Raw genomic sequence first — 25795 nt, forward strand, 5'->3', positions numbered from 1 at the left:
GGCAGGGCAGAGAAGGAAACGATGGGAGCAAAGGAGAGAGGTCGATGACCGAGTCGCCAAGCCTGGAACTGACCGTGGTGCGACATGGTGTGACGGCCTGGAACCTGGAGCGTCGCTACCAGGGGCACCGTGATGTCCCCTTGCTGATGCCCGAGGCGATGGCCGATATCGAGCGACTGCGCGATGACCTGGCCGAGGAACGCTTCGACGCCGTTCACTGCAGTGACCTGACACGCTGCCGACAGACCCTGGCGGCGGTACGCGAGACTCTGCCGACCCCCGAGGCGTGGTTCGATGCCCGCCTGCGCGAGCTGGATTTCGGCGACTACGAAGGGTGCACCTACGCGCACCTCAAGGACGATCCCGGCTATCGTGCCTGGGTCGACAGCGCCGGGGCCGTGGCGCCGCCGAACGGCGAGTCGGCCGCAGCCCTGTGGTCACGCCTGGAAGACTGGCTGGCGGAGGTACAGGCGCAAGCGCTGGCGACGGGCCAGCGCCGGGTACTGGCGGTGAGCCACGGCGGGGTCATCCGCGAACTTCGGCGACGCCTGGAGGGGGCCGAATTCTGGGACGGTGTGGTCGGTCAGGCCCAGGGGCGGCGCTTTGTTCTCATCCATGATGAAGGAAACTGGCGATGCAGCTGTTCATCGGCGGTGCCTGCGCCGGCAAGCGCGACCTCGTAGCGGCACGGTTCCCGGATGCCGTCTGGCATCGGTTGGACCCGGACGCTCCTGAGAGCTGGCGGGATGCGCTCGTTCCGGGCGCGCCTCTGGTGCTGACCGGCTGGGCGAGCTGGCTGGAAGGCGCGTTGGAGGATGACTCCGATGACGACCGGCTGCGCGCGCGGCTGGCCGCGATGCTCGAGACGCTGGTCGAGGTGGAGGCGGGGAGCGACGGAGAGGTCGTGCTGATTCTGCCCGAGATGGGGCGTGGCATCGTGCCCGTGGATGCCGCGGATCGCCGCCTGCGCGATCTGTCCGGCTGGCTGGCCCAGGATGCCGCCGCCCGTGCCGCGGCGGTCTGGTACGTTCGCCATGGCCTGGCACGCCGATTGTGAGAAAGGGCGATGCCGGCGGCCAGCCTCGTTGCCCATGAAGGCCCGAGCACGTTGACGCCCCGGTGGGTGGTTGCTAGCTTACGCCCACTCTCAGGTGACCCAGGCCTGCCCAGATGGGCCGGGTTGAAACGGGAAGTCGGTGATGCTCGCTTGTCAGCTCAGCGGGTCAATCCGACGCTGCCCCCGCAACGGTGATCGAGTCAAGCACCGCCTCACGCCACTGTGCCACGCACGGGAAGGCGGCGGTGACGAGGCCGGTGTGCCTCGCTCGTCAGCCCGGAGACCGGCCTGTGAGTGCTTGCCAGGACGCGGAAGGCGAACCTCGGGCAGGGCGGACTCGCCGATATCATGTCGATCTTCCCTTCCTCGCCCCGCGTCCGGCCTTCCAAGGGTTCACTGCCGCACGGGGGTGTGCGGCTCCGGGACGAATATCATGACAACTTCTCTCTCTTTCCGTTGGGGCCTGGCCTCCCTTTGCCTGGGGGCGTCGCCACTCCTTCATGCCGCCCCGAGCGCGGCCGATACCGAGACCGATGTCGAGCAACGGCTCGATCCGCTGGTGGTGTCGGCTACCCTGGCGCCACGTACGGCCAGTCAGTCGCTGTCCTCGGTCTCGGTGATCGACGAGGCGTCGCTGCGCCGCCAGGATCCCACCGATATCACCGATGTGTTGCGCGCCCAGCCCGGCGTCGACGTTTCCTCCAACGGCGCTTTCGGCAAGACCACCAGCGTCTACCTGCGCGGCACCGGCAGCGAGTCCACGCCACTGCTGATCGATGGCATCCGGCTGCGTTCCGCCACCCTGGGCAGCCCGGCCTGGCAGTTCCTCGATCCACGCATGTTCGAGCGCGTCGAGGTCGTGCGCGGCCCGCGCGGCAGCCTCTATGGCGCCGATGCCGTGGGCGGCGTCGTGCAGCTTTTCACGCCGCAGGGCGAGCTTGGTGATCCCGAGCCCAGCGTTACCCTGGGAGGCGGCTCGCATGACAGTCGTCGTGTCACCGCGAGCGTGACCGGTGGTGACGACGGCACTCGCTATGCCGTCTCGGCCAGCCATTTCGGCACCGAAGGCGCCGAGGTCGTCGAAGGCGAGGGCGACAAGGGCTACGACAACACCACCGGTTTCGCCCGGTTGTCGCACACTTTCCACAGCGGCGCCGAGGTCGGCCTGCTGGCCCTGCGCGCTCGGGGCAATACCGAGTTTGTCGGCGGCGACACCGACTATGTCCAGCAAGTGGCCGGCGTCTACGGTGAACTGCCCGTCACCGAGGCCTGGCGCAGCCGACTGACGCTGAGCGAGTCGCGTGACGAAAGCGACAATCACGATGACTTCGGCGATTCGGTGATCGATACCCGCACGCGCACCGCTCGCTGGGAAAACACCGTGGCTGTGGGGCCGCATGAGTGGATCGCCGGTGCCGAAGCCAGTCGCGACGAGGTCTCGGGCACCACCGACTACGAGGAAGATAGCCGCGACAACGTTGCGGTCTTCACCCAGGCGCTGCTCGATTTCTCGCCGATCTCGGTCCAGGCTGGGCTGCGCTACGATGACAACGATGCCTTCGATGAGGAGGTCACCGGCAATCTGGCGCTTGGCTATGCGCTGGATGACCACCACACCCTGCGCGCCAGTTACGGCACGGCCTTCCGCGCGCCGACCTTCAACGAACTCTATTATCCCGGTTACGGCAATGCCGATCTCGATCCGGAACGCTCCGCGAGTGTCGAGCTTGGGATGCGCGGTCAGTTCGAACGCGGCTTCTGGGACCTGGCGCTCTATCAGACCGATGTCGAGGACATGATCGCCAATGTCGCCTTCGATGGCGTCAGCACGCCCTACAATGTCGATGAAGCCCGCATTCGCGGCGTGGAGCTCTCCACCGGCGCGGAAGTGCTGGACTGGAGCCTGCGTGCCGCCCTGACCTATACCGACCCCGAAGACCAGGAGACCGGTAACCGGCTGGCGCATCGGGCCACGCGGAGCCTGCGTTTCGATGCCGACCGTGAACTGGGCGACTGGACCTTCGGTGGGTCGATCATCGCTCAGAACCATCGCTACGGCGACGCCGACAACGACCAACGGCTGTCGGGTTATGGCATCGTCAACCTGCGGGCCGGATGGCGTTTCGCGCCGCATTGGTCGGCGCGCCTGACGCTGGAGAACGTCTTTGATCGCGAGTACGCCACTGCCCGGGATTATCAGGGCCGCGATTACATCGACGCCGGCCGCGCTGCCTTCCTGAGCGTGAGCTTCGGCGCGCAATAAGAATACAACGCTCAGCGGAGGCTTGCCGCCGGGCATGATCCGCATGTTCGAGGAGACGTGGTGCGCTTGAAATACCTGCTGTATGGCATGGGGCTGCTGGCGCTGGCCGGCTCCGCGCAGGCGGCTCCCTGTGTTACCGACGACCGGGGGCGCGAGGTCTGCCTGGATGCGCCGGCCGAGCGCATCGTGGCGCTCTCGCCAGGTGTCACCGAGCTGCTCTACGCCGCCGGCGCCGGCGGGAGCGTGGTGGGTGCGGTCAGCTTCAGCGACTATCCACCCGAGGCCGCCGACCTGCCTCGGGTGGGTAGCTATGATCGCCTCGATCTCGAGGCACTGCTGGCCCTGTCGCCGAATCTGGTGGTGGCCTGGTCAGGCGGCAACCCCGAGCAGCAGCTCGAGCGCCTGTCGGCGCTTGACATGCCGGTGTTCTTCTCCGATGCCGACGATTTTGCCTCTATAGCGTCGAATCTGGAGCGTCTGGCCGTCCTCGCCGGCAGCGAGGCCCAAGGCCGGCGAGTCGCCGAACGGTTGCGTGAGGAGGTCGCCGACCTGCGGGCGCGTCACGCCGAGGCCGAACCGGTGAAGGTCTTCTATCAGGTCTGGGCGTCGCCGTTGATGACGATCAATGGCGAGCACTGGATCAGCCAGGCGCTGGCCCTGTGCGGTGGCGTCAATCTTTTCGCCCGGCAGTCGTCGCTGGTGCCGCGCATCGCCGTCGAGGCGGTACTGGCTCGGGACCCGGAAGCGATCATCACCGGCGGCATGGGCAAGTCCGATGCCTCTTGGCTCGACGCCTGGCACGACTATCCGGACATGACGGCCGTGCAGCGCGACAACCTCTTCTTCGTCGACCCGGATCTGGTGCAGCGCGCCACTCCCCGGCTGCTGGAGGGAACTCGCCAGATCTGCCATCACCTGGAGGTGGCGCGTGAGCGACGCTGAGGCACGTCGCCGAGGAGGCTCGTCACTTGCCGGACCGCTGACATGGCTGGCCTTGGCGGCACTTCTGTCCCAGGCGCTGGCGCTGGCGCTGGGTAGCGTTGCACTGTCGCCGGATGCGCTGCTCGCCGTGCTTGGCGGCGGCGGCGAGCCGTTGCACCGTACCCTGGTACTCGATCTTCGCCTACCTCGTGCGCTGGCGGCCTTCGGTACCGGCGCCCTGCTGGCGCTGGCCGGCGCCTTGATGCAGGTGCTGTTGCGCAATCCGCTGGCCGACCCTTATGTGCTGGGGCTTTCCGGCGGCGCCTCGGTCTGCGCGTTGCTGGCCATGCTGGCCGGCCTGGGCGCGTCATTGGTCGCGGGGGCGGCCTTCGGCGGCGCCCTGGCCTCGATGCTGATCGTCTTCGGTCTGGCGCATGGCACGGGTAGTTGGACGCCGACTCGCATGCTGCTCACCGGGGTGGTGATGGCCGCCGGCTGGGGTGCGCTGATCAGTTTTTTGCTGGCGGTGAGCCCGGCCGAACGGCTTCCCGGCATGCTCTACTGGCTGATGGGGGATCTGGCCTATGCGGGGTCGCCCTGGCTGGTGCTGGCCCTGGCCGCGCTCGCCCTGGTGGTGATGGTGCCGCTGGGGCGTACCCTCAACGTGCTGGCCCGGGGCGGCATGCAGGCCGCCGCCCTCGGCGTGGCGGTGCGTCCCGTGGAGTGGACCCTGTATCTGGTGGCCAGCCTGCTCACTGCCGTGGCGGTGACTACCGCCGGCAGCATCGGTTTCGTGGGGTTGATGGTGCCGCACATGCTGCGCCTGCGTCTGGGCAACGACCAGCGTCTGATTCTGCCGGCCAGCCTGCTGGCCGGCGGAACCCTGCTGACACTCGCCGATACCCTGGCGCGCACCTTGATCGCCCCGCAGCAATTGCCGGTGGGGGTGATCACCGCGCTGCTGGGTGTGCCGAGTTTTCTTTATCTGCTCTATCGGAGTCGCTGATGGCGAGCCTCGAGACGCGCGGCTTGATCGTCGACGTACCCGGGCGCCCGCCGGGCCGAGCGCTCGACCTGTGCATGGCGCCGGGAGAGTGCTGGGGCGTGCTGGGGCCCAACGGCGCCGGCAAGACCACCTTGCTGCATACCCTGGCCGGCCTGCGGGCCCCGCGCGCCGGTCTGGTACGGCTCGAGGGGCGCGACCTGCCACGCTGGCGCCGCCGGGAGGTGGCGCAGCGGCTGGGCGTGGTGTTTCAGGAGCGCCACGACGAGTTTCCCGCCACCGTGATGGAAACCGCGCTGATCGGCCGTCATCCCTATCTGTCGCCCTGGCAGCGGGAAGGCGAAACGGATATCGCGCATGCCCGTGAGGCACTTCGGCGTCTCGATCTCGAGCATCTGGCGCCACGCCTGGTATCGACGCTTTCCGGGGGCGAACGGCAACGGGTCAGCCTGGCCACGGTGCTGGCCCAGTCACCGCTCTGGTGGCTCGTCGACGAGCCGACCAACCATCTCGATCTTCACCACCAGATGGCCACCATGACGCTGCTCGAGGCGCAGGCCCGAGCGGGATGCGGTGTGGTGATGTGTCTGCATGACCTCAACCTGGCGGCCCGCTGGTGCAGTCACCTGTTGTTGCTCTATTCCGATGGCGAAGCCTGCTGGGGGCCGGCACCCGACATGCTGGAGGTCGAGGCCCTTGAACGGCTCTATGGCCAGAAACTGATGTGTGTCGAAGCCGACGGGGCGCCGGTCTTCATCCCGACCCGCTGACTCAGTCCTTTTTCAGCTTCTTCAGCCGCTGCGCCGCGCGCTGGTGAGTCTTCATGCGCTCCGGGCGTTTCATCGACGGCCAGCGGGTGATCTCCTCGGTGGTGCGGCCGCAGCCCACGCAGAGTCCACCCTTCAGCCGGCAGATTGAGACACAGGGACTGTCGATACGCTTGGCCATTCAATGCCGCTCCAGCAGCGAAAGACGACGTTCCCAGTCGCTACCGTGCACGCGGCGACACTCTTCTTCGCTGTCGGCGTCCAGGTGGGCGTCGATGCTGTCGACCTTGAGCCCCACTTCGAAGAAGGCGGCCTCGGTGAGTTCACGCATGCGCTGGCGACCCTCCCCCTTGAGGGCTCGGGCCAGGTCGTCCTGGGTCTCGAATACCCAGACCACCCTCAGGCTCTCGGGGAAGTGGCGGTAGTCCACCAGATGGGTCAGCCAACAGAAGCCGGGCAGCATCGGCTTGGCCGTCTCGCAGGCTTCGGTCAGGGCCCGGGTCAGTCGGCGCTCCATCCGGGCGCGGGCTTTCTTGTCGAGCATGGCGTACCTCTCCGGTCGTGTGGCTGAGCGTTACAGCGCATGGCGAAAGCGCAGGATGGGACGATCCTCGTCGGGGTCGTCGAGCAGGGTGGCGTGCACGCCGAAGGTGCGCCGCAGCCGCTCGAGGGTCAGTACGTCCCGGGGCGGGCCGGTCGCGACCAGGCGTCCACCGTCCATCACGCCGATGCGGTCGCAGTCCATGGCCTGGTCGAGGTCGTGCAGGGCGATGATCACCGTCACCGGCAGTTGCTTGACCAGCGTCAGGATCGACAGCTGGTGGCGGATGTCCAGGTGATTGGTCGGCTCGTCGAGCAGCAGGGCGCTCGGTTGCTGGGCCAGGGCCCGGGCAATGTGCACGCGCTGTCGCTCGCCGCCGGACAGCGTGTGCCAGAGGCGATCCGCCATCGCCTGCATGCCGACGTCCGCCAGGGCCCGGTCGACGATGGCATCATCCTGCGCGGACCAGGGGCGCAGCGGAGACAGGAAGGGCGTGCGTCCTAGTGCCACTGCCTGCCGGGCCTCGAGACGGTCGAGGGTATCCGCTTGCTGTTCGACGAAGGCGATGGTGCGGGCGACCTCGTGGCGCCGCATGGCGCGCATCGGCCGTTCGTTCGCCAACACGCGGCCGACCTTCGGTCGGCGCAGTCCGGCCAGGACGCGCAGCAGGGTGGTCTTGCCCGAACCGTTGGGGCCGACCAGGCCGAAGGTCTCGCCCGGTTCCACCGTGAGGCTGACGTCATCGAGTAGCCGGTGCCCATGGACCCGCCATTCGATGTGTTCGGCACGCAGTCTCATCGTGACCTCGCGCCGCGTATCAGGATCAAAGCGAAGGCCGGCGCGCCGATCAAGGCGGTGACCACCCCGATCGGCAGCACCTGGCCCGGCACCAGGGTGCGTGACAGGATGTCCGCGCCGATCAGGAAGATAGCGCCGGCCAGTGCCGAGGCTGGCACCAGGCGAGTGTGACGGCTGCCGACGATGAAGCGCATGGCGTGGGGAATCACCAGCCCCACGAAACCGATGGTGCCGACCATGGAGACCATGACGGCGGTGACCAGCGCCATGGCGGTGATCAGCGCACCCCGTACGCGACGCACCGGAATGCCCAGGGAGGCGGCGCTGTCGGCGCCGAAGGTGAAGGCATCCAGGGCGCGCCGGTACCACAGGCAGATCGCCAGGCCGGCGAGGGCGGCAGGCAGCCCCAGGGCGACGTCGTCCCAGCGCACGCCGGACAGGTTGCCCATCAGCCAGAACATGATGCCGCGCGCCTGTTCGGCGCTCGCCGACTTGGCGATGATGAGCGCGGTCAGGGCATTGAAGAGCTGCGAGCCGGCAATACCGGCAAGGATGATGGCCCCCGCGGCCTGGGTCGCGCGGCCGCCTCCGGTGCCGCTGCCGGCGGCATGGGCGAGTGCCACGACCAGGGTGAAGGCTAGGCCTGCCCCGGCGAAGGCACCGAGCGAGAGGCTCAGGGTGCCGGCGCCGAGGCCGATGATGGCGACCGTCACGGCCCCCGTCGAGGCGCCAGCGGAGATCCCCATCAGAAAGGGGTCGGCCAGCGGGTTGCGCAGCAAAGCCTGGAGCACGACCCCGGCCAGGGCCAGCCCGGCGCCGCAGCAGGCCGCCAGGATGGCCCGGCTGAGCCGGTAGCTCCAGATGATGCCGGCATCGATCCGGTCCACTGGAAATTCCGTTCCCCACAGTCGATTGGCCAGTACCTTGAGAATGGTATCGGCCGGGATCGGTGTCTCACCGATCATGGTCCCTGCCATCACGGCGAGAAGCAGCATGATCGGCGTCAGCCAGGTCCAGTGCCACGCCGAGCGAGTCGGAGCAGCCACGGCCAGCGTCATGGCGAGCAGTGCTCTCGTCATTGCGCGAAGGACAGGGACGACAGGGCATCGGCCAGCGTCTCGAGGCCGAAGATAGTGCGCATCGTGGCACTCATTGCATGGGCATCCATCTCGATGATGCGGTCGTGCTGCACGGCCGACATCTGACTGGCCACAGGGTCGTTGTGCAGGAAGTCGAGCTTGGCCTCGAGGCTGTCCGCTGCGTAGCGACGACGATCCATGCGCGCCACCACGATGATGTCGGGATCGGCCTGGGCGATCGATTCCCAGCCGACGGTCGGCCATTCCTCATCGGACTGAATCACGTTGCGAATGCCGAGCTTGTCCATCATGTAGCCTGGTGCCCCAAGACGTCCGGCAACATAGGGATCCGAGGATCCATCGGGGGAAGAAAACCAGAAGACTGCTGAAACATCGTCCGGAAGATTCAGGCTTCTGGCCGTGGAAATGGCTTTCTTTTCGCGAGATTCCAGGTCATCCACCAGAGCCTTTCCGGCCTGTTGTACATCGAAAATTGTGGCTAGCTCATGGATACCCTTGTAGATCGAATCGGTGGAAAAGGCCGCAGTGCGTGTGCCATCGCCACCGGTGGCATTGTTCTTGGTATCGCAGTCGGCCGGCATGATGTAGGTGGCGATACCCAGGTCATGAAACTGGTCGCGAGTCGCCACGCTACCGGTGGGACCGACGTGCCATTCGTACTGGGCGGCGACGAGTTCTGGCTTCTTGTTCACCACGGCCTCGAAGCTCGGATCATTGTCGGCGATTCGCTCGATATTCGCGTTGATATCGCGGAATTTCGGCAATACAGGATTGAACCACACTGAGGTACCGACGACCCGGTCTTCCACTCCGAGAGCGTAGAGGATTTCGGTAGCTGATTGACCGATGGTCACCGTGCGTTCCGGTGCCGAAGAAACATGGATTTCCCGACCGCAATTCATCATCGACAGCGGATATTCGGTAGCGTTGGCCAGGGCCGATGTGGCCGGAATCAACGAGAGTATTGCCAGAGCCGTGCGAGCGATATCCATGCGGTGGTGTCCAGGTAGGATAGGTGATAGGGCCAAACGACGCCTGGAGGTTGCCATGAGTTTCGATGCGTTTTCCACTCCCGATTCTCGATTTCCTCCGCGCGGACATGGCGGTGTCGGAGCAGTATTGTTTAGTTATGTTATAACATAACTATTTCGGCTGGCAAGCGAGAGCCACGGCGTGTCACGCCGATTGCGCGGTGTGCTGCCGGTCCTTTAGGATACCCGTTCGATGACAGGTGCCCCTGATGGTCAGGGGATAATCGGGAAGTATGGTGAGGCCTGAGCCGATTCCATCGCTGCCCCCGCAACGGTAATGAAGCGCGATCTGCGAAGACCACTGGCGTTCGCCGGGAAGGTGCAGGTCATGACATGGCGCCCTGGCGCATGTCCCTTCGAGCCCGGAGACCGGCCTGTCGTGTCGTGTCATCCCGTAGCGGTGCGGTGGGCACCGAGAGGATCAACATGCCTGCGATTTTCGATTTCCCCTCCCGGCGGAGACTCCGCCGTGCTGTGCACCTTGCGTCCGTCCGTTCTCGATCGGCGGCGTCATGAGCGGCGTGCCCGAGTTTCCCTTCGTTGCTGTCGTCGGCCAGCGGGCCTTGAAGACCGCGTTGCTGCTCAACGTCGTCGACCCCCGCATCGGCGGCGTGCTGATCAGCGGCCCCAAGGGCAGCGCCAAGTCGACCCTGGCCCGGGCGCTGGCGGCGATCCTGCCGGACGATGCCGAAGGTCGTCGTCCACCGCTGGTCACCCTGCCACTGGGGGCCAGCGAGGAGCGCCTGACCGGAAGCCTGGACCTGCAGCGGGTGCTGGCCGAACGCGAGGCGAGCTTCCAGGAAGGGCTGCTGGCCCGGGCCCACGGTGGCCTGTTGTACGTCGACGAGGTCAACCTGCTGCCTGACTCGCTGGTCGATCTGCTGCTCGATGTGGCGGCCAGTGGCGTGAACGTCGTCGAGCGCGATGGCATCAGCCATTCCCATCCCGCGCGTTTCGGCCTGATCGGCACCATGAACCCCGACGAGGGCGAGCTGCGCCCCCAGTTGCTCGACCGCTTCGGCCTCTGCGTCGAGCAGGTGGCCACACCCGACGTGGACGAGCGGGTCGCCATCATGCGCCAGCGAGAGGCCTTCGATCACGATCCGCAGGCCTTCGTCGATGCCCACCGACACGCGCAGGAGGCACTCACCCGCCGGTTGGCCGAGGCTCGCGAGCGGCTGGCCGGGATCGTGGCCGAGCCTTGGGTCTACGAGCATATCGCCACCCGTAGCCAGGCCGCTGGCGTCGAGGGACTGCGTGCCGATGTCACCTGGCATCGCGCCGCTCGGGCCCATGCCGCCTGGCACGGCGCGGCGGCGGTCCGCCAGGCGGATCTGGACGCCGTCGAACCCTGGGTGCTGGCCCACCGCCGCACTACCGCACCCGAGACACCGCCCGAGCAGGGCGGTACGCCGCCGTCCGGCAATGGCTCGGGCGGAAATACGCCGGGCGCCGGTTCCTCATCCCGTGATCAGGCGTCCGATCCGGCTCCCCAGGGGCAGTGGGGCGCCATGCCGCCGGTGATGCAGCCGAGCGTCGAGGCGTCTCAGCCAGCGCTGCTGGAGAGCGCCGTTGCGTCCCCGAGGGCCGGGGCGGCCTGCCGCGCATTTGCGTCGTCGAGTCGACGTTCCGGCCGCCAGGTAGGCCAATGGCGCTCGCGCCACGACCGTCGCGATGTGCGTGATGAGGCACGTCCGGACTGGTTCGCCACCCTGGTCGAGAACCGCGGGCAATGGCCCTGGCGGCACCTGCGCTATCGCCGGGCGCGTACCGGGCAGCCAATGCTTCACCTCATCCTGCTGGATACGTCCGCATCCACTCTCGGCCGGCGCCTGCTGGGACAGGCCAAGGGACTGGTCGACCGCCTGTCGCGTCAGGCCTATGCCGCCCGCGAGCAGATCGCGGTGCTGGGCTTCGGCAATGATGGCGTCGCCACCATCCAGCCACGACGACGTGCGCCCCGGACTCTGCTCGAACGGCTCGACGCCACGCCCGGCGGTGGCGGCACGCCGCTTCGCGAGGCCGTGCAGCGGGCGGCACGGCTGATCCGCCAATGGCGACGCCAGGATGCTGGGCTGCAGGTGTGCACCTACCTGATCACTGACGGCCGTACCCGCCAACCGCTGGCCGGTCTGCCGTCGCTCGGCGACTGTGTGGTCGTGGATACCGAGAGCGCTGCCGTGAAGCGCGGTCGAGGCCGCGATCTCGCCCGTCAGCTGGGTGCGGCTTATCGACCGCTGACTGGCCTGGAGGCGCCATGAGTGACTTCCGGGATCGTCGAGAAAGTCACCGCGAGACGAGCGCCAGCTGTCCCGCGGTCTTCATCGCAGCGCCGGCCTCGGGCCAGGGCAAGACCACGGTGACCGCCGCCCTGGCGCGGATGCTGCGTCGTCGGAGCAAGGTGGTGAGGGTCTTCAAGACCGGCCCGGATTATCTGGATCCTCGGGTGCTGGCCCAGGCCTCGGGCCGATCGGTCGACCCGCTCGACCTGTGGATGGCCGGCGAGACCTATTGCCGCCGGCGCCTGTTCGAGGCCGCGCAAGAGGCCGATCTCATCCTGGTGGAGGGCGCCATGGGGCTGTTCGATGGCGAGCCCTCCAGTGCCGACCTGGCGGCGCTGTTCGGCCTGCCGATGGTCATCGTCATGGACGTCAAGGGCATGGCCCAGACCGCGGCGGCGCTGGTGAGTGGCCTGGTGGGCTTTCGCGACGATATCTGCATTGCCGGCCTGATCGCCAACGCCTGTGGCTCGGCGCGCCATCGCGAACTGATCGAGGCGGCGTTGCCGGAAAGCGTGCCGCTGCTGGCCGCGATGCCCCGCGATGCCTCCCTGGCCCTGCCCGAGCGCCACCTGGGGCTGGTTCAGGCCGAGGAGATCCGCGATGACCTGGAAGCACGCTTCGAGGCCGGCGCCGAGGCGCTCGCGGGTGAAGGGCTGGCCGAGGCCCTGCTGGGCATGGCGCCGGTGACCTTCACCGCGGCGCCAGCCGAGGCAGCGGCACCCCCTCGGTGGCTGGCTGGTCGCACCATCGGCGTGGCGCGGGATGCGGCCTTCAGCTTTCTCTACCAGGCCAATCTGGATCTGCTCGAGCGCATGGGCGCGAGCCTGCGCTTCTTCTCGCCGCTTGAGGATCCCGCTCTGCCGGCCTGCGATGCCCTCTGGTTGCCGGGGGGCTATCCCGAGTTGCATGGCGCGCGGTTGGCGGCCAATGCCGACCTGCATGACGACATTCGTCGCGCCTTCGCCGCAGACCTGCCGATCCTGGCCGAATGCGGAGGGCTGCTCTATGCCCTCGACACCCTGACCGATCAGCAGGGCGAGATCCACGCCATGCTGGGCCTGCTGCCCGGGGCGGGTGCGATGCGCGGGCGACGCGGCTGCCAGGGCATGCAGACTGCCGAGTTGCCCGAAGGCCCGGTGCGCGGCCACGCTCATCACCGCTCCCAGGCCAGTGGCACGCCCGAGCCCATCGGCTTCGGTCGGCGCCAGCGCCATCCTGCGCCGGGCGAGGCGATTTACCGGGCGCGACGCCTGACGGCGACCTATCTGCACCTGTTCTTCCCCGACAATCCCGTCGCCGTGGCTCGCCTGTTCGGCGCGGACGCGGTCGAGGCCGATTCGATAAAGGAATGCCAAGCATGAAACTCGACAAGATTCCCGCCACGGTGGTGACCGGCTTTCTGGGCAGCGGCAAGACGACCCTGATGGCCGGCATCCTGCGCCAGATCACCGGCAAGCGCATCGCCGTCATCGTCAACGAGTTCGGCGAGCAGGATATCGACTCCAGCCTGCTGCGCGGCTGTGCCCTGGGGTGTGACGAGGGCAGTGAGGAAGCGCGCGCGAGCGCCTTCGACGAGGACGGCGGGATCTTCGAGCTGGCCAACGGCTGCATCTGCTGCACCGTGGAGGAGGAATTCCTGCCGGTGATGAAGAAGCTGGTGGCCCGTCGCGACGATATCGACCATATCCTGATCGAGACCAGCGGCCTGGCGCTGCCCAAGCCGCTGGTCCAGGCCTTCAACTGGCCGGAGGTGCGTCAGCACTGCACCGTCGACGCCATCATCACCGTGGTCGACGGCCCTGCCGTGGCGGCAGGCCGCTATGCCAGCGACGTCGACCAGGTGGAGGCTCAGCGCCGCGCCGACGATAGCCTGGATCACGACCCCAGCCTGCGCGAGCTGCTCGACGACCAGTTGAGCGCCGCCGATCTGGTGCTGGTCAGCAAGAGTGACCTGCTCTCGGCGGACGAGAGGCAGCGGGTCGAGGCACTGGTCGCCGACAAGGTCCCCGAGTCCGTGAAGACGCTCTTCATCGATCCGAGCCTGGCCGACGATCCCGCTCGCCTGGAGGCGCTGATGGGCATCGGCGCGGCCAGCGAAGAGGGCATCGACCGCATCGACAACCATCACGACCGCCATCATGCCGAGGGGGCCCACCATGACCATGCCCACGACCACTTCGATGGTGTCGTGATCCGCCTGGACGAGGTCGATGCCGAGGCGCTGGAAGCACGCCTCGCCGAGCTCTTGAAGGCCCACGAGATCTATCGCGCCAAGGGATTCGCGGCGATTCCCGGCAAGCCCATGCGCCGGGTGATCCAGGCCGTCGGTGAGCGCCTGGACGGTTACTATGATCGGCTCTGGGCGCAGGACGAGCCGCGCCATACCGAACTGGTCATCATCGGCCGCTCGCTGGATCGTGAGGCGCTGCACGCGACCCTGACGACTGCCGAGACTGCGACACCCGCCTGATGCACCTGTTCGCCGCCAAGCCCGGGGGCTTTGTCGACGACGAGGGGATCGTCGACCTGCAACAGAGCCCCGCCGAGGTCGTGATCCTCTCGGCCGCCGACAGCAGCCTGTCGGCCCTGGCCCAGGCGGTCGAACGCCTGGTCTCGACAGGCGGCGACACGGTGCCATCGGTGCGGCTTGCCAACTGGATGAATCTGGTCAAGCCCGCTGCCTTCGATCTCTACGAGGACCGCGTGCTGGAGCGTACCCGCCTGGTGATCGTCTCGCTGCTCGGCGGCAGCGCCTACTGGCGCTATGGCGTCGATCGCCTGCAGGCCTGGGCGGCGGCGGATGCCGATCGGCAACTGATTCTGGTGCCAGGCAGCGACGAGCCCGATGAGGCCCTGCTGGACGCCTCCAGCGTGCCCGTTGCCGCGGCTCATCGGGTGTGGCGCTATCTCCGCGAAGGTGGTGCCGACAACGCCGAGCAACTGCTGCGCTTTGTCGCTGCCGAGTGCCTAGGCCGGGATCTGGCCTGGCGCGAGCCCAGGGCGATTCCCTCGGCGCTGCTCTACGATCCCCGTGCAACGAGACGGCAGGATGCGACGCTCGGCGAGTGGCAGTCACGGCGCGACTCCGGGCGGCCGGTGTGCCTGCTGCTGTTCTATCGCAGCCATCTGCAGGGTGCCAATACCGCGGTGATCGATGGCCTGATCGAGATACTGCGAGGCCGCGGGCTCGAGCCTCTGGCGGTAGCGGTGGCCTCGCTCAAGGACGACGCCTGCGTGGCCTTCGTCAATCATCTCATCGAGCGGACCGGTGCGGCCCTGGTGGTCAACACCACCGGCTTTTCCGTCAACCGCGAGCCGGATGACGCGGATGCCTCGGGCGGTGAGTTCGACGAGGGGCCGTTCGTCGGCCGGCCGGTGGTCCTGCAGGCGATTCTCGCCAGCAGTACCGAGGAAGACTGGCGCGACAAGGCCGCCGGCCTGCACAGTCGCGACCTGGCCATGCAGGTCGCACTGCCGGAGATGGATGGGCGTCTCATCACCCGCACGGTGGGCTTCAAGGCTGAGGCTCACTACGACGAGCGCTGCCAGCTGTCGGTGACCCGCCATCGGTTGCAACCCGAGCGCGCGGCCTTCGTCGCCGAACTGGCGTGGCGTTTCTGTCGTCTGCGCACCACCCCGAATGCCGTGAAGCGCCTGGCGCTGGTGCTGGCCAACTATCCCAACCGCGACGGCCGCATCGGCAACGGTGTCGGCCTGGATACCCCGGCCTCCACAGTCAAGCTGCTGCGGGCGTTGGCGGACGCAGGCTACCCGGTGGCGGAGCTGCCCGAGGACGGTGGGGCATTGGTCCGCCGGCTGCAGGACAGCGTGACCAATGATCCGCAATCGCTGGCCTGGCGGGGGAGCTGGCAGAGCCTCGGCATCGACGACTACCTGGCCTGGTTTCGCACCCTTCCGACCCACCTCCAGGAGGCAGTCTGGCAGCGCTGGGGAGCACCCGAGGACGATCCGAAGCATCGCCAGGGCCGGCTGTTGATTGCCGGCATCCGTCTCGGCGAGACCTTCGTCGGCATCCAGCCGGCACGGGATATCGATGACGGCCCGGACGCCGATCCGACCAGGAGCTACCACGACACCGAGCTGGTGCCGCCCCACAGCTACCTGGCGTTCTATCTGTGGCTGCGCGACCACTACCGGGTGGACGCGGTGGTCCACGTCGGCAAGCACGGCAACCTGGAGTGGCTGCCTGGCAAGAGCACCGCGCTGTCCGCCGAGTGCTGGCCGGACATTGTCCTGGGGGCGCTGCCGCACTTCTATCCGTTCATCGTCAACGATCCCGGCGAGGGGGCTCAGGCCAAGCGCCGCAGCCAGGCAGTGATCATCGACCACCTGATGCCCCCGCTGGCCAGGGCCGAGCTCTACGGTGACATGGCCGAGCTGGAGACGCTGACCGACGAGTATTACCAGGCGCTGGGCATGGACCCGAAACGCGAGGCGCTGTTGCGCGAGCGGATCCTCGAGCACCTCAGGCGCACCGGCATCGACCGGGAACTGGGCCAGGCGGCAGGCGCCGTCGGTGAAGGAAGCGAGGGTGACGATGAGCGGCTGCTCAACGAGCTCGACACCTACCTGTGCGATATCAAGGAGTCGCAGATCCGCCACGGCCTGCACGTGCTGGGAACCTTGCCACCGGCGGACAAGCGGGCGGCGACCCTGGTCGCCATTCTGCGGCTGCCGCGGGGCGAGGAACCTCAGCGGCGAGGACTGCTGCATGCCTTGGCCGACGATCTGGGGCTGCGCGAACCGGATCAGGCCGGTACTCGCTTCGATCCCCTGGCGGCCGGCGCCGAGCCCTGGCAAGGACCCAAGCCACGGGTGCTGGCCGATGGCAGTGAGGCTCCCTGGCGCAGCGCCGCCGACACCCGCGAGCGCCTCGAATGGCTCGCCGAGCGGCTGGTGGCCGAGTACGTGCTCGAGCCGGGTCGCCTGGACGAGCTGGCCAGGGAGTATCCGGCGACGGCGGCGCTGTGTCGCTACGCCCGCGACGGACTCTGGGCCGCCATGCGCCATGGCGCCGAACGGGAGATCGGTGCGCTGCTCGATGGGCTCGACGGACGCTGTGTGCCGCCCGGGCCGAGCGGTGCCCCCAGCCGAGGCCGGCTCGATGTCTTGCCCACGGGGCGCAACTTCTTCGGCGTCGATAACCGTTCCGTGCCATCGCCCGCTGCCTGGTCGCTGGGCGAGGCCTCGGCCCAGGCCTTCGTCGAGCGTTACCTGCAGGATCACGGCGATTATCCGCGTCGGCTGGGGCTGTCCATCTGGGGCACCGCCACCATGCGTACCGGCGGCGACGATATCGCTCAGGCCCTTGCCCTGATGGGGGTGCGGCCGATCTGGTCGCTGGGTTCGCAGCGAGTGGTCGACGTGGAGGTGATCCCCGGCATGCTGCTGGGACGGCCTCGGGTGGATGTCACCCTGCGGGTGTCCGGCTTCTTCCGTGACGCCTTTCCCCACGTCATCCGCCTGTTCGATGCCGCTGTGCGCGCCGTGGCGGCCTACGAGGAGCCGGGTGACGCCAACACCATCCGTGCGGCGGTCGAGGCGCGCCGTCGTGAGCTAGAGGCCCGCGGCATCGCATCCGAGGCCGCCGAGCGTGAAGCCGGTTATCGCGTGTTCGGCAGTCGGCCCGGCGAGTACGGCACCGGCCTGGATCGGCGGATCGATGCCCGTACCTGGGAGAATGCCGATGAGCTGGCTGACGCCTATCTCGCTGCCGGCGCCTACGCCTACGGCCAGTTCCCGGAATCCGGCACCGTTGCCCGGGAGGCCTTTGAACGACAGCTCGAAGGCCTGCAGGCGGTGATGCACAACCAGGACAACCGCGAGCACGACATCCTCGACTCCCACGGCTACTACGCCTTCCAGGGCGGCATGGCCAATGCCAGCCGTGCCCTCGGCGGCCAGGCGCCGGCCATCTATCATGGCGACCACGCCAACCCGGCTCGGCCGAGAATCCGCACTCTGAAGGAGGAACTGGCGCGCGTGATGCGTTCCCGGGTGCTCAACCCCAAGTGGCTCGAAGCCATGCGCGAGCATGGCTACAAGGGGGCCTTCGAGATGGCCGCCACGGTGGATTACCTGGTTGCCTACGACGCCACGACCGACCTGGTGGCTGACTATCAGTACGCCCAGGTGACCGATGCCCTGGTGCTGGACGAGACCAACCAGCGCTTCCTGCGTGAGCACAATGGTGCGGCGCTGGAAGAAATGACGGAGCGACTGGTGGAAGCGGTCCAGCGCGGCCTGTGGCAAGACGCCGGTGAGCGGGGCGAGGCCCTGCGGGACCTGCTGCTCGAGTTCGACGAGCGTCGGGAGGCAGTGCCCCATGGCGGGTAGGCCAATCGTGCCCCGCGTCAGGGGCTGGTGTCCCGGAGCCTGGCGGCCCATGGCCACCGGTGATGGCCTGCTGGTGCGCGTGCGCCCGCGCCTGGGACGTCTCACCCGGGCGCAGATGCTGGCACTGTGCGATGCCGCCGAGACCTGGGGCAGCGGGCTGGTCGAACTCACGCGTCGCGGCAATCTGCAACTTCGTGGCGTGAGTGAGGCCGAATGGCCCGCACTGATGGCGTGTCTCGTCGAGTGGGAGCTGGTCGCGGCGGACGCTGAGGTCGAGCGTCAGCCGGCGTTGCTGGTGGCCCCGGACTGGCAGCCTGGCGATGTCACCCATGACGCGGCTCGTCGGTTGCAGGAATGGTTCGAGGGGCGTCATGGCGTCCCTCGTGACGCATGGCCGAGGCTGCCGGCCAAGTGGGGGCTGGCCATCGATGCCGGTCCGGCGCCGGTGCTGACGGAGGCCTCCGCGGATCTTCGCCTCGAGCGCGCGGCCGACGGCAGGCTGCTGGTGCGCGCTGATGGCCGAAGCCTGGGTACCCCGGTGGACTCGGTCGAGGCGGCCATCGAGCTATTGCGGCGTCTGGCGCACTGGTTCGTCGAGAACGGTGGCACCGGGCGCATGCATCGCCTCACCGTGCCCTTGCCTGCCTGGGCACCGGCCACGATGGCGCCCGCCGGGCTTTCCGAATCCACCGCAAGCCTGGCGCTGGGCGAGCATCCCCGAGGTCGGGTGGTCGGCTTGCCCTTCGGCCGGGCGTCGGCCTCGACACTGCGTGCTGCGCTCGCGTCCGAGAACATCACGGGGGTGCGGGCGACGCCTTGGCGCCGCCTGTTGATAGAAGGCGAGGGCGGAAACCTGGATGACGCCGAGGCGGTGCCGGGGTTGATTCATGACGAGCGCGACCCGCGGCTGGCCATGGATGCCTGTCCGGGCGCGCCTCACTGCGAACGGGCCAGTGTGGCGACCCGAGAGTTGGCGCAGGCGATCGCCGAGCGCCGGGGCGCTCGGGACGCGGAGCGCGTGCATGTGTCCGGCTGTGCCAAGGGCTGCGCCCGCGGTCGACCGGCCGATATCTGCCTGACGGGACGCGACGGTCGCTTCGATCTGATTCTGGGCGGGTGCGCCGACGACGCCCCGGTCGCGACTGGCCTGAGCGAAGCCGAGGTACTGGCGGCGTTGAAGAAGGAGAAGAAATAGGGATGCCTTACGTCTATGAAACCGATGGGCCGGCGATCTACCGGGAATCCTTTGCCACCATTCGGCGCGAGGCGGCGCTTTCACGCTTCTCGCCGGAGGCAGAGCCGGTGGCCGTGCGCATGATCCATGCCGCCGGCCTGGTCGCGTTGGCTGAACATGTCCACTTTCGTGGCGATGTGGTGAATCGCACTCGCCGGGCACTGGAGGCCGGTGCACCGATCCTCTGCGACGCACGCATGGTCGCCGAGGGCATCACGCGACAGCGCCTGCCGGCGAACAACGCCATTCTCTGCACCCTGCATGACGAGCGAGTGCCCGGTCTGGCCCGAGAGATGGCCAACACCCGCTCGGCGGCAGCGCTGGAGCTGTGGCGTCCCTATCTGGACGGAGCGGTGGTGGCGATCGGCAATGCACCGACGGCGCTCTTTCACCTGCTGAACATGCTGGAGTCGCCGGACTGTCCGCGGCCGGCCGCCATCATCGGCTGCCCGGTGGGCTTCGTCGGTGCGGCGGAATCCAAGCAGGCGTTGTGGGAGAGTGCCGCGGCGCCCTGCGCCATCGTCGAGGGTCGGCTCGGCGGCAGCGCGGTAACGGTGGCCGCCGTCAACGCCATGGCGGATCGCCGCGAATGATGAGGCGCGACCCCCGCTCCGGCACCATCTTCGGCGTCGGCCTCGGTCCCGGCAGCCAGGATCTGATGAGCGTGCGCGCGGATCGCCTGATTCGCGGCGCCTCTCACGTCGCCTACTTCCGCAAGAAGGGGCGTACCGGCCACGCCCGCCGCATCGTCGAGGGCATGCTGGCCGCCGATGCCGTCGAGCTGCCCATGGAATATCCGGTCACCACCGAGATCCCCTTCGACGACCCGCGCTACAACGAATGGCTGGCGGCCTTCTATGAGCGCCAGGTCGCTCAGCTCGACGAGATCGCCGGGACGGGTCACGACGTGGTGGTGCTCTGCGAGGGCGACCCTTTCTTCTATGGCTCCTTCATGCATTTGTATACGCGGCTTATGGACCGCGTCCCGGTCGAGGTGGTGCCGGGCATCACTGGCATGTCCGCCGCCTGGACGGCAACGGGGCAGCCCATCACCTGGGGCGACGATGTCCTGACCGTGCTGACCGCGACCCAGCCGGAGGCGATGCTGGCCGAGCGCATCGCGCGCACCGATGCCCTGGTGGTCATGAAGATCGGCCGCCACCTCGACAAGCTGCGCCGCGCACTGGCGAGCGCCGGGCGCGAGGAGGATGCCTGGATGATCGAATATGCCTCCATGGCGCAGCAGCGGGTGGTGCCGCTCGCCGAGGTCGGTGAACGTGTGCCCTATTTCTCGATCCTGGTGATTCACGGTAACGGGAGGCGCCCATGAGCGCGGAAGGGTGGTTGAAAATCATCGGGTTAGGGCCCGGCAGCGAGGAGTTGATCACCCCGGAGGCCTCGAGTGCACTGGGCGAGGCCACCGATGCGGTGGGGTATGTGCCCTACGTCGAGCGCCTGGCGCCGCGGCCGGGCCTGACCCGCCACGGCTCGGACAACCGCGAGGAAATTCGCCGGGCCGAACAGGCGCTCACGATGGCCGCCGAGGGCCGCCGGGTGGTGGTCGTCTCCTCGGGCGATCCCGGGGTGTTCGCCATGGGCGCGGCGGTGTTCGAGGCGCTGGAGGCGGGGCGCCCCGAGTGGCGGGCGCTGGATATCCAGGTGCTGCCGGGCGTCTCCGCCATGCTGGCCGCCAGTGCGCGGCTGGGCGCGCCCCTGGGCCATGACTTCTGCTGTCTCAACCTCTCGGACAACCTCAAGCCCTGGGCCTTGATCGAGAAGCGCCTGCGACTGGCCGCCGAGGCGGACTTCGCCATGGCCTTCTACAATCCGCGTTCCCGCTCGCGACCCGAGGGCTTCGCCCGCGCCCTGGCGGTGCTACGCGAGGCCTGCGGTGAGGCGCGTCCGATCATGTTCGCCCGTGCCATCTCCACGCCACAGGAAAGCGTGCGGATCACCAGCCTGGGCGAGGCGACGCCAGAGATGGCCGACATGCGCACCCTGGTGATGGTGGGCTCGAGCCTGACGCGGCGGTTTCCCGCCGGAAGGGAAGGCGAGGGCGAGTGGGTCTATACGCCGCGATCAGCGCCGTCATCAGAGGCGACTCGATGACTTTCAACGCCACATGGCCGAGCACCGTAATTTGTGGATGCCCTTTAAACCAGCCAGTGGAGCGTTTCCTGGATGGTATGTGCCTCGCGGCGCGGCGGCAGCGCCGGGCGGTCGATCATCACCACCGGCAGGCCCAGCTTCCGGGCGGCGACGAGCTTGGTCGCCGCCCCCGTACCGCCGGCGTTCTTGCACACCAGGCGTTCGATGCCGTGCTCGCGCAGCAGTGCCAGGTCGCCTTCCAGGGTGAAGGGACCGCGGTCGACGGTGACGGTGTGGTACGGCAGGGGCGGCGGACTATCGGGCCGGTCGACCAGCCGCAGCAGGTAATGATGCTGGGGCTGGGCCGCGAAGTCGGCCAGATGCATGCGACCGATCGCCAGCAGCACCCGTTGCATCGGCCCGGTGAGCGCCGCCAACGCGTCCTCGAGGCCGGCGACCCGCTGCCAGCGATCGCCGGCCTGCGGCACCCAAGGCGGCCGGGTCAGGGCCAGCAGCTCGACGCCGCTGCGTTCGGCTGCCACCACGGCGTGGCGGCTCATTTGCTCGGCGAAGGGATGGGTGGCGTCGACCAGGTGGGTAATGCGCTCTGCCTCGAGAAAGGCGGCCAGCCCTTCCACGCCGCCGAAGCCGCCGATGCGGGTGGGCAGCGGCTGCGGCTTGGGCGCGCTGACGCGGCCGGCGTAGCTGAACAGCGCGGGGATCTCGCGCTCGGCGAGTGCACGGGCCAGCGCGCTGGCTTCAGTGGTACCGCCCAGGATAAGGACTTTCATAGAGGCTTCTTGAGCTCTTTTACCTTTCAAGCAGTTGGCAAGATGAGCGCCGGGGACAAGGCGCAGCGAGGGTCTTTTGCCATGGATGGCAAAAGTAGCGCCCAGGAAAGGGTTTACAGCGCCCTCGCGGAGGCTTGGCACTGGAACAGCTCATCTCTTTTAGCGGGACTCGGATGATGACTGACGCGGACGACGCTCCCTGGCTGACGGTGCTGGGCTGGGGCGAGAGTGGCACGGCAGGGCTGACGCCGGCAAGCCGCGAGGCGCTGGAGACCGCCGAGGTGGTGTTCGGCGCGCGACGTCATCTGCGCCTGCTGCCGGCGCTTTCCGCCGAGGTGCGCGAATGGCCGGTGCCCTTTGCCGACGGCATTCCCGTGTTGCTGGCCGAGCGTGGCCGGCGGGTGGTGATGCTGGCCTCCGGCGATCCCTTCTGGTTCGGCGCTGGCGCGACCCTGGCACGACACCTCGCGCCCGGCGAGTGGCGCGCGCTGCCGTCGCCCTCGACCTTCAGCCTGGCGGCCTCCCGGCTCGGCTGGGCGCTGGAGGGCGTGACCTGCCTGGGCCTGCACGCCCGGCCGCTGACGCGCCTGCGCCCGTATTTGCATCGTGGACGCCGGCTGCTGGTGCTGCTGCGCGACGGTGCGGCGGTGAATGAGCTCGCCGGCTGGCTTGCGCATGTCGGCTTCGGCGCCAGCCGGCTTCACGTGATGGAAGCGTTGGGCGGCATCGAGGAGCGCGTGCGCAGCGTGCGCGCCGATGCCGAGTTGCCCGACGACATCTCCCACCCGGTGGCGGTGGGGCTCGAGGTCGACGGCGATGGACCGGCACTGCCGCTGATGCCAGGACGCTCGGATGACTGGTTCGAGCACGACGGTCAGATCACTCGGCAGGTGGTCCGCGCCGCCACGCTGGCCGCCCTGGCGCCGACCCCGGGCGAGCGGTTGTGGGACATCGGCACCGGCTCGGGGTCGGTCGCCATCGAGTGGCTGCTGGCGCATCCGGACAACCGTGCCCTGGGTCTCGAGCGCAATGCGGAAAGGGCGGCTCGGGCGCGCCACAACGCTGGGGAACTCGGTGTCGACTGGTTCGAGGTGGTGGAGGGCGATGCCCTGGAAATGCTGAACGGGAAGACGCCGGAGGACTTGCCGTTGCCCGATGCGGTCTTTATCGGCGGCGGGCTCTCCGAGGCGCTGCTGACCGCACTGTGGCTGCGTTTGCGGTCTGGCACGCGGCTGGTGGCCAATGCGGTGACCCTGGAGTCGGAAGCCTTGCTGAGCCACTGGCAAAGTCACGTCGGCGGCGAGCTGGTGCGGCTGGAGCTGTCGTCGGCGGCTGCTCTCGGCACCCGACGCGGCTGGAAGGCCGCCTATCCCATCGTGCAGTGGCGGGTGGTGCGATGAAGGTGGCGGGGTTCGGTTTTCGCCGCTCGGCGACGCTCGCCTCGCTGGCCGAGGCGCTGGACCGGCTCGAGACGTGCCATGGCCCGGTCGACCGGCTGGCGGTGGCCGCGTCCATGCGCCCGCTGGTGCAGGCCTTGGGGGAGGCGCGGGGCCTGGTGACGCGGAGCGTGGCCGATCTCGACTTGACCTCGGTCGCCACCCTCACCGATTCCCGACACAGCCGTCAGTCCCGCGGTACGGGCAGCGTTGCCGAGGCCGTAGCGCTGCTGGCGGCGGGGCCCGGGGCGAGATTGCTCGGCCCTCGACTGATTTCGACGGATCGACGGGCGACCGCTGCGGTGGCGGTGGTGCGCGAGGCGACGACAGGAGATACGACATGACCATTCATTTCATCGGTGCCGGCCCCGGCGCGCCGGATCTGCTGACGCTGCGGGGAAGGGATCTCATCGCGGCCTGCCCGGTGTGTCTCTACGCCGGCTCGCTGGTGCCCGAGGCGATCCTTGCGCATTGCCCGGCAGGTGCCCGGGTCGTCAACACCGCCCCATTGTCGCTCGACGAGATCATCGACGAGATGGCCCGCGCCGACGCTGCGGGGCAGGACGTGGCTCGGCTGCACTCCGGGGATCTCTCGGTATGGTCGGCCATGGGCGAGCAGTTGCGTCGGCTGCGCGAACGGGGCATCCCCTACGCCATCACGCCCGGAGTGCCCGCCTTTGCCGCGGCGGCCGCCACCCTCGGCCAGGAGCTGACGCTGCCGGGCGTGTCGCAGTCCGTGGTGCTGACGCGCACGCCGGGTCGGGCCAGCGCCATGCCGGACGGCGAGACCCTGGCCAACTTCGCGCGCACCGGGGCGACTCTGGCGATCCATCTGTCCATCCATAACCTCGAGCATGTGGTGGCGGAGCTGGCGCCTTTCTACGGCGGGGACTGTCCGGTGGCCATCGTCTGGCGGGCCAGCTGGCCCGATCAGAAGGTGGTCCGTGGGCAGTTGGAGACCGTCACCTCACGGCTCGATCCGGCCATGAACCGCACCGCGCTGATCCTGGTCGGCCCGGCGCTGGCAAGCGAGAACTTCGACGACAGTTGTCTCTACGCGATCGGCTATGACCGCCGCTTCCGGCCGCAATCGGCGGATTCGCCCTTCGCCGAGAATGATGCGGACGATCCGGTGAGCGAAGGACGGGGCGAGGCATGATCCAGCTCGCGTTGATCGGTGTCGGCACCGGCAACCCCGACCACGTGACCCTGGCCGGCGTGCGCGCGCTCCGGGAGGCCGATCTGATCCTGCTGCCGCGCAAGGGAAAAGCCAAGTCGGATCTGGTCGATCTGCGCCGTTTGCTGTGCCGCAACCTGCTCGACGAGGCCGCGCAATCGCGGGTCGTGGAGTTCGACCTGCCGCACCGCGAGAGGCGTGACGATTACCTGGGCGCAGTGGACGACTGGCATGCGGCGATTGCCGAGGTGTGGCGTGAGCAGATGACGCGCCACCTGCCGCGGGGCGGACGGGTCGCCATGATGATCTGGGGCGACCCTTCGCTCTACGACAGCAGCCTGCGCATCGCCGGTCGCCTGAAGGGCTTGGGACAGGACGGAGAGGCGTCGCCGGCGGTGAGCGTCGTGCCGGGTATCACCAGCCTGCAGGTGCTGACCGCCGAGCACCGGATTCCCCTCAATGTTCTGGCCGAGCCGGTGCAGATCACCACCGGGCGACGCCTGCGCGAGCGCGGCTGGCCCGATGATGCTGCCAGTGTCGCTGTCATGCTCGACAGCGGTGGCGCCTTCCAGGCGCTGGCCCCGGAGGGACTGCATATCTGGTGGGGCGCTTATCTGGGCATGGACAAGCAGTGCCTGATCGAGGGCCCGCTGGCCGAGGTGGGGCCGGCCATCGTCGAGCGGCGTGTCGAGTTGCGCGAGCGGCACGGCTGGATCATGGACGTTTATCTGCTGGCACGCACGCCGCTGTTGTCACGGCCGGTCGAATGACAAACACCGGGGACAAGCCTGCGCGGAGACGCGATGAATACTTCCTTGTAGCTCCCGACGCCCTGCGGCGCTCTCGCGTCCCGCTTCGCTTGCAGGTCCGGTGCTGGCCATCCTTGGCCAGCCCGTTCGGAGCGATGCTCCTCACCCCTGGCGTAGGAGCTCCGCTGCGGCTTGTCCCC

24 protein-coding genes and 2 riboswitches are annotated in these 25795 nt (G+C 68.2%); of the genes, 18 read left to right on the plus strand and 6 right to left on the minus strand.

All coding sequences use genetic code 11. The features are described 5' to 3' along the window. Positions 1 to 44: 44 nt before the first annotated feature. From A9O65_RS16230 to A9O65_RS16255, 6 genes are all read left to right on the plus strand, one after another. Positions 45 to 683 carry a histidine phosphatase family protein gene (locus A9O65_RS16230; protein ID WP_064702693.1) on the plus strand — a complete coding sequence of 213 codons (639 nt, stop codon included), beginning with the start codon at positions 45 to 47 and terminating at the stop codon, positions 681 to 683. Continuing rightward, positions 635 to 1057: a bifunctional adenosylcobinamide kinase/adenosylcobinamide-phosphate guanylyltransferase gene (locus tag A9O65_RS16235; protein ID WP_064702694.1), complete on the plus strand. Its 423-nt coding sequence runs from the start codon at positions 635 to 637 to the stop codon at positions 1055 to 1057. The genes A9O65_RS16230 and A9O65_RS16235 overlap by 49 nt, the downstream gene beginning before the upstream one ends. A 75-nt stretch (positions 1058 to 1132) precedes the next feature. Continuing rightward, positions 1133 to 1363: riboswitch (cobalamin riboswitch) on the plus strand. 127 nt (positions 1364 to 1490) lie between these two features. Continuing rightward, positions 1491 to 3320: a TonB-dependent receptor domain-containing protein gene (locus A9O65_RS16240; RefSeq protein ID WP_064702695.1), complete on the plus strand. Its 1830-nt coding sequence runs from the start codon at positions 1491 to 1493 to the stop codon at positions 3318 to 3320. Between the two features lie 87 nt (positions 3321 to 3407). Beyond that, entirely contained in the window at positions 3408 to 4262 is an 855-nt protein-coding gene (locus tag A9O65_RS16245; protein ID WP_064700782.1) for a cobalamin-binding protein, read from the plus strand. Next, a complete protein-coding gene (locus tag A9O65_RS16250) occupies positions 4249 to 5247 on the plus strand; it encodes a FecCD family ABC transporter permease (protein WP_175473464.1) in 999 nt (332 codons plus the stop codon). Before A9O65_RS16245 ends, A9O65_RS16250 begins: the two co-directional genes overlap by 14 nt. Continuing rightward, positions 5247 to 6014, plus strand: coding sequence for an ABC transporter ATP-binding protein (locus A9O65_RS16255; RefSeq protein WP_064702696.1), 768 nt, complete (start codon positions 5247 to 5249; stop codon positions 6012 to 6014). Before A9O65_RS16250 ends, A9O65_RS16255 begins: the two co-directional genes overlap by 1 nt. 1 nt (position 6015) lies before the next feature. Here A9O65_RS16255 and A9O65_RS16260 read toward each other — a convergent pair whose 3' ends face one another. From A9O65_RS16260 to A9O65_RS16280, 5 genes are read right to left on the minus strand one after another with little or no spacing between them, the layout of a single operon-like run. Continuing rightward, positions 6016 to 6192, minus strand: a complete 177-nt coding sequence (locus tag A9O65_RS16260) for a DUF1289 domain-containing protein (protein WP_064700721.1) — start codon at positions 6190 to 6192, stop codon at positions 6016 to 6018. Continuing rightward, positions 6193 to 6555, minus strand: coding sequence for a hypothetical protein (locus tag A9O65_RS16265; RefSeq protein WP_064702697.1), 363 nt, complete (start codon positions 6553 to 6555; stop codon positions 6193 to 6195). Between the two features lie 30 nt (positions 6556 to 6585). Further along, positions 6586 to 7350, minus strand: coding sequence for an ABC transporter ATP-binding protein (locus A9O65_RS16270; protein WP_064702698.1), 765 nt, complete (start codon positions 7348 to 7350; stop codon positions 6586 to 6588). Beyond that, positions 7347 to 8408: a FecCD family ABC transporter permease gene (locus tag A9O65_RS16275; RefSeq protein WP_064702699.1), complete on the minus strand. Its 1062-nt coding sequence runs from the start codon at positions 8406 to 8408 to the stop codon at positions 7347 to 7349. The genes A9O65_RS16270 and A9O65_RS16275 overlap by 4 nt, the downstream gene beginning before the upstream one ends. Before the next feature lie 17 nt (positions 8409 to 8425). Continuing rightward, complete coding sequence (locus A9O65_RS16280; protein ID WP_064702700.1) at positions 8426 to 9442, minus strand: ABC transporter substrate-binding protein; 1017 nt, start codon at positions 9440 to 9442, stop codon at positions 8426 to 8428. Positions 9443 to 9662: 220 nt separating this feature from the next. Beyond that, a riboswitch (cobalamin riboswitch) is annotated at positions 9663 to 9873 on the plus strand. Positions 9874 to 9993: 120 nt separating this feature from the next. Between A9O65_RS16280 and A9O65_RS16285 the strand changes: the two genes are divergently transcribed. The 8 genes from A9O65_RS16285 to cobJ are packed head-to-tail and all read left to right on the plus strand — an operon-like array spanning position 9994 to position 21463. Then, positions 9994 to 11742, plus strand: coding sequence for an AAA family ATPase (locus tag A9O65_RS16285; protein ID WP_064702701.1), 1749 nt, complete (start codon positions 9994 to 9996; stop codon positions 11740 to 11742). Further along, a complete protein-coding gene (locus A9O65_RS16290) occupies positions 11739 to 13124 on the plus strand; it encodes a cobyrinic acid a,c-diamide synthase CobB (RefSeq protein WP_064702702.1) in 1386 nt (461 codons plus the stop codon). Before A9O65_RS16285 ends, A9O65_RS16290 begins: the two co-directional genes overlap by 4 nt. After that, positions 13121 to 14233 (plus strand): cobalamin biosynthesis protein CobW, encoded by a 1113-nt coding sequence (cobW, locus tag A9O65_RS16295; RefSeq protein ID WP_064702703.1) that lies wholly within the window; start codon positions 13121 to 13123, stop codon positions 14231 to 14233. Before A9O65_RS16290 ends, cobW begins: the two co-directional genes overlap by 4 nt. Beyond that, complete coding sequence (gene cobN / locus A9O65_RS16300; protein WP_064702704.1) at positions 14233 to 18120, plus strand: cobaltochelatase subunit CobN; 3888 nt, start codon at positions 14233 to 14235, stop codon at positions 18118 to 18120. The genes cobW and cobN overlap by 1 nt, the downstream gene beginning before the upstream one ends. Positions 18121 to 18169: 49 nt before the next feature. Further along, positions 18170 to 19315, plus strand: coding sequence for a ferredoxin-like domain-containing protein (locus A9O65_RS16305; protein ID WP_254783126.1), 1146 nt, complete (start codon positions 18170 to 18172; stop codon positions 19313 to 19315). Between the two features lie 2 nt (positions 19316 to 19317). Further along, the gene (locus tag A9O65_RS16310; protein WP_064702706.1) at positions 19318 to 19947 is read left to right on the plus strand and encodes a precorrin-8X methylmutase; all 630 of its coding nucleotides are present in this window, start codon (positions 19318 to 19320) and stop codon (positions 19945 to 19947) included. Continuing rightward, positions 19944 to 20684: a precorrin-2 C(20)-methyltransferase gene (gene cobI / locus A9O65_RS16315; RefSeq protein ID WP_254783127.1), complete on the plus strand. Its 741-nt coding sequence runs from the start codon at positions 19944 to 19946 to the stop codon at positions 20682 to 20684. The genes A9O65_RS16310 and cobI overlap by 4 nt, the downstream gene beginning before the upstream one ends. After that, positions 20681 to 21463 carry a precorrin-3B C(17)-methyltransferase gene (cobJ, locus tag A9O65_RS16320; RefSeq protein ID WP_064702707.1) on the plus strand — a complete coding sequence of 261 codons (783 nt, stop codon included), beginning with the start codon at positions 20681 to 20683 and terminating at the stop codon, positions 21461 to 21463. Before cobI ends, cobJ begins: the two co-directional genes overlap by 4 nt. A gap of 44 nt (positions 21464 to 21507) precedes the next feature. On the opposite strand, the gene A9O65_RS16325 is transcribed toward cobJ, so the two are convergent. Next, complete coding sequence (locus A9O65_RS16325) at positions 21508 to 22233, minus strand: cobalt-precorrin-6A reductase (RefSeq protein WP_064702708.1); 726 nt, start codon at positions 22231 to 22233, stop codon at positions 21508 to 21510. Between the two features lie 173 nt (positions 22234 to 22406). Between A9O65_RS16325 and cbiE the strand changes: the two genes are divergently transcribed. The 4 genes from cbiE to cobF are packed head-to-tail and all read left to right on the plus strand — an operon-like array spanning position 22407 to position 25616. Next, positions 22407 to 23633 carry a precorrin-6y C5,15-methyltransferase (decarboxylating) subunit CbiE gene (cbiE, locus tag A9O65_RS16330; protein ID WP_082920213.1) on the plus strand — a complete coding sequence of 409 codons (1227 nt, stop codon included), beginning with the start codon at positions 22407 to 22409 and terminating at the stop codon, positions 23631 to 23633. Beyond that, entirely contained in the window at positions 23630 to 24013 is a 384-nt protein-coding gene (locus A9O65_RS16335; protein ID WP_064700707.1) for a cobalamin biosynthesis protein, read from the plus strand. The genes cbiE and A9O65_RS16335 overlap by 4 nt, the downstream gene beginning before the upstream one ends. Beyond that, positions 24010 to 24828 (plus strand): precorrin-4 C(11)-methyltransferase, encoded by an 819-nt coding sequence (gene cobM / locus A9O65_RS16340; RefSeq protein ID WP_064702709.1) that lies wholly within the window; start codon positions 24010 to 24012, stop codon positions 24826 to 24828. Before A9O65_RS16335 ends, cobM begins: the two co-directional genes overlap by 4 nt. Next, complete coding sequence (cobF, locus tag A9O65_RS16345; RefSeq protein ID WP_064702710.1) at positions 24825 to 25616, plus strand: precorrin-6A synthase (deacetylating); 792 nt, start codon at positions 24825 to 24827, stop codon at positions 25614 to 25616. The genes cobM and cobF overlap by 4 nt, the downstream gene beginning before the upstream one ends. Positions 25617 to 25795: the final 179 nt, after the last annotated feature.

Source organism: Halomonas caseinilytica, from assembly GCF_001662305.1.
In the GTDB taxonomy this organism is placed as follows: Bacteria; Pseudomonadota; Gammaproteobacteria; order Pseudomonadales; family Halomonadaceae; genus Halomonas; species Halomonas caseinilytica.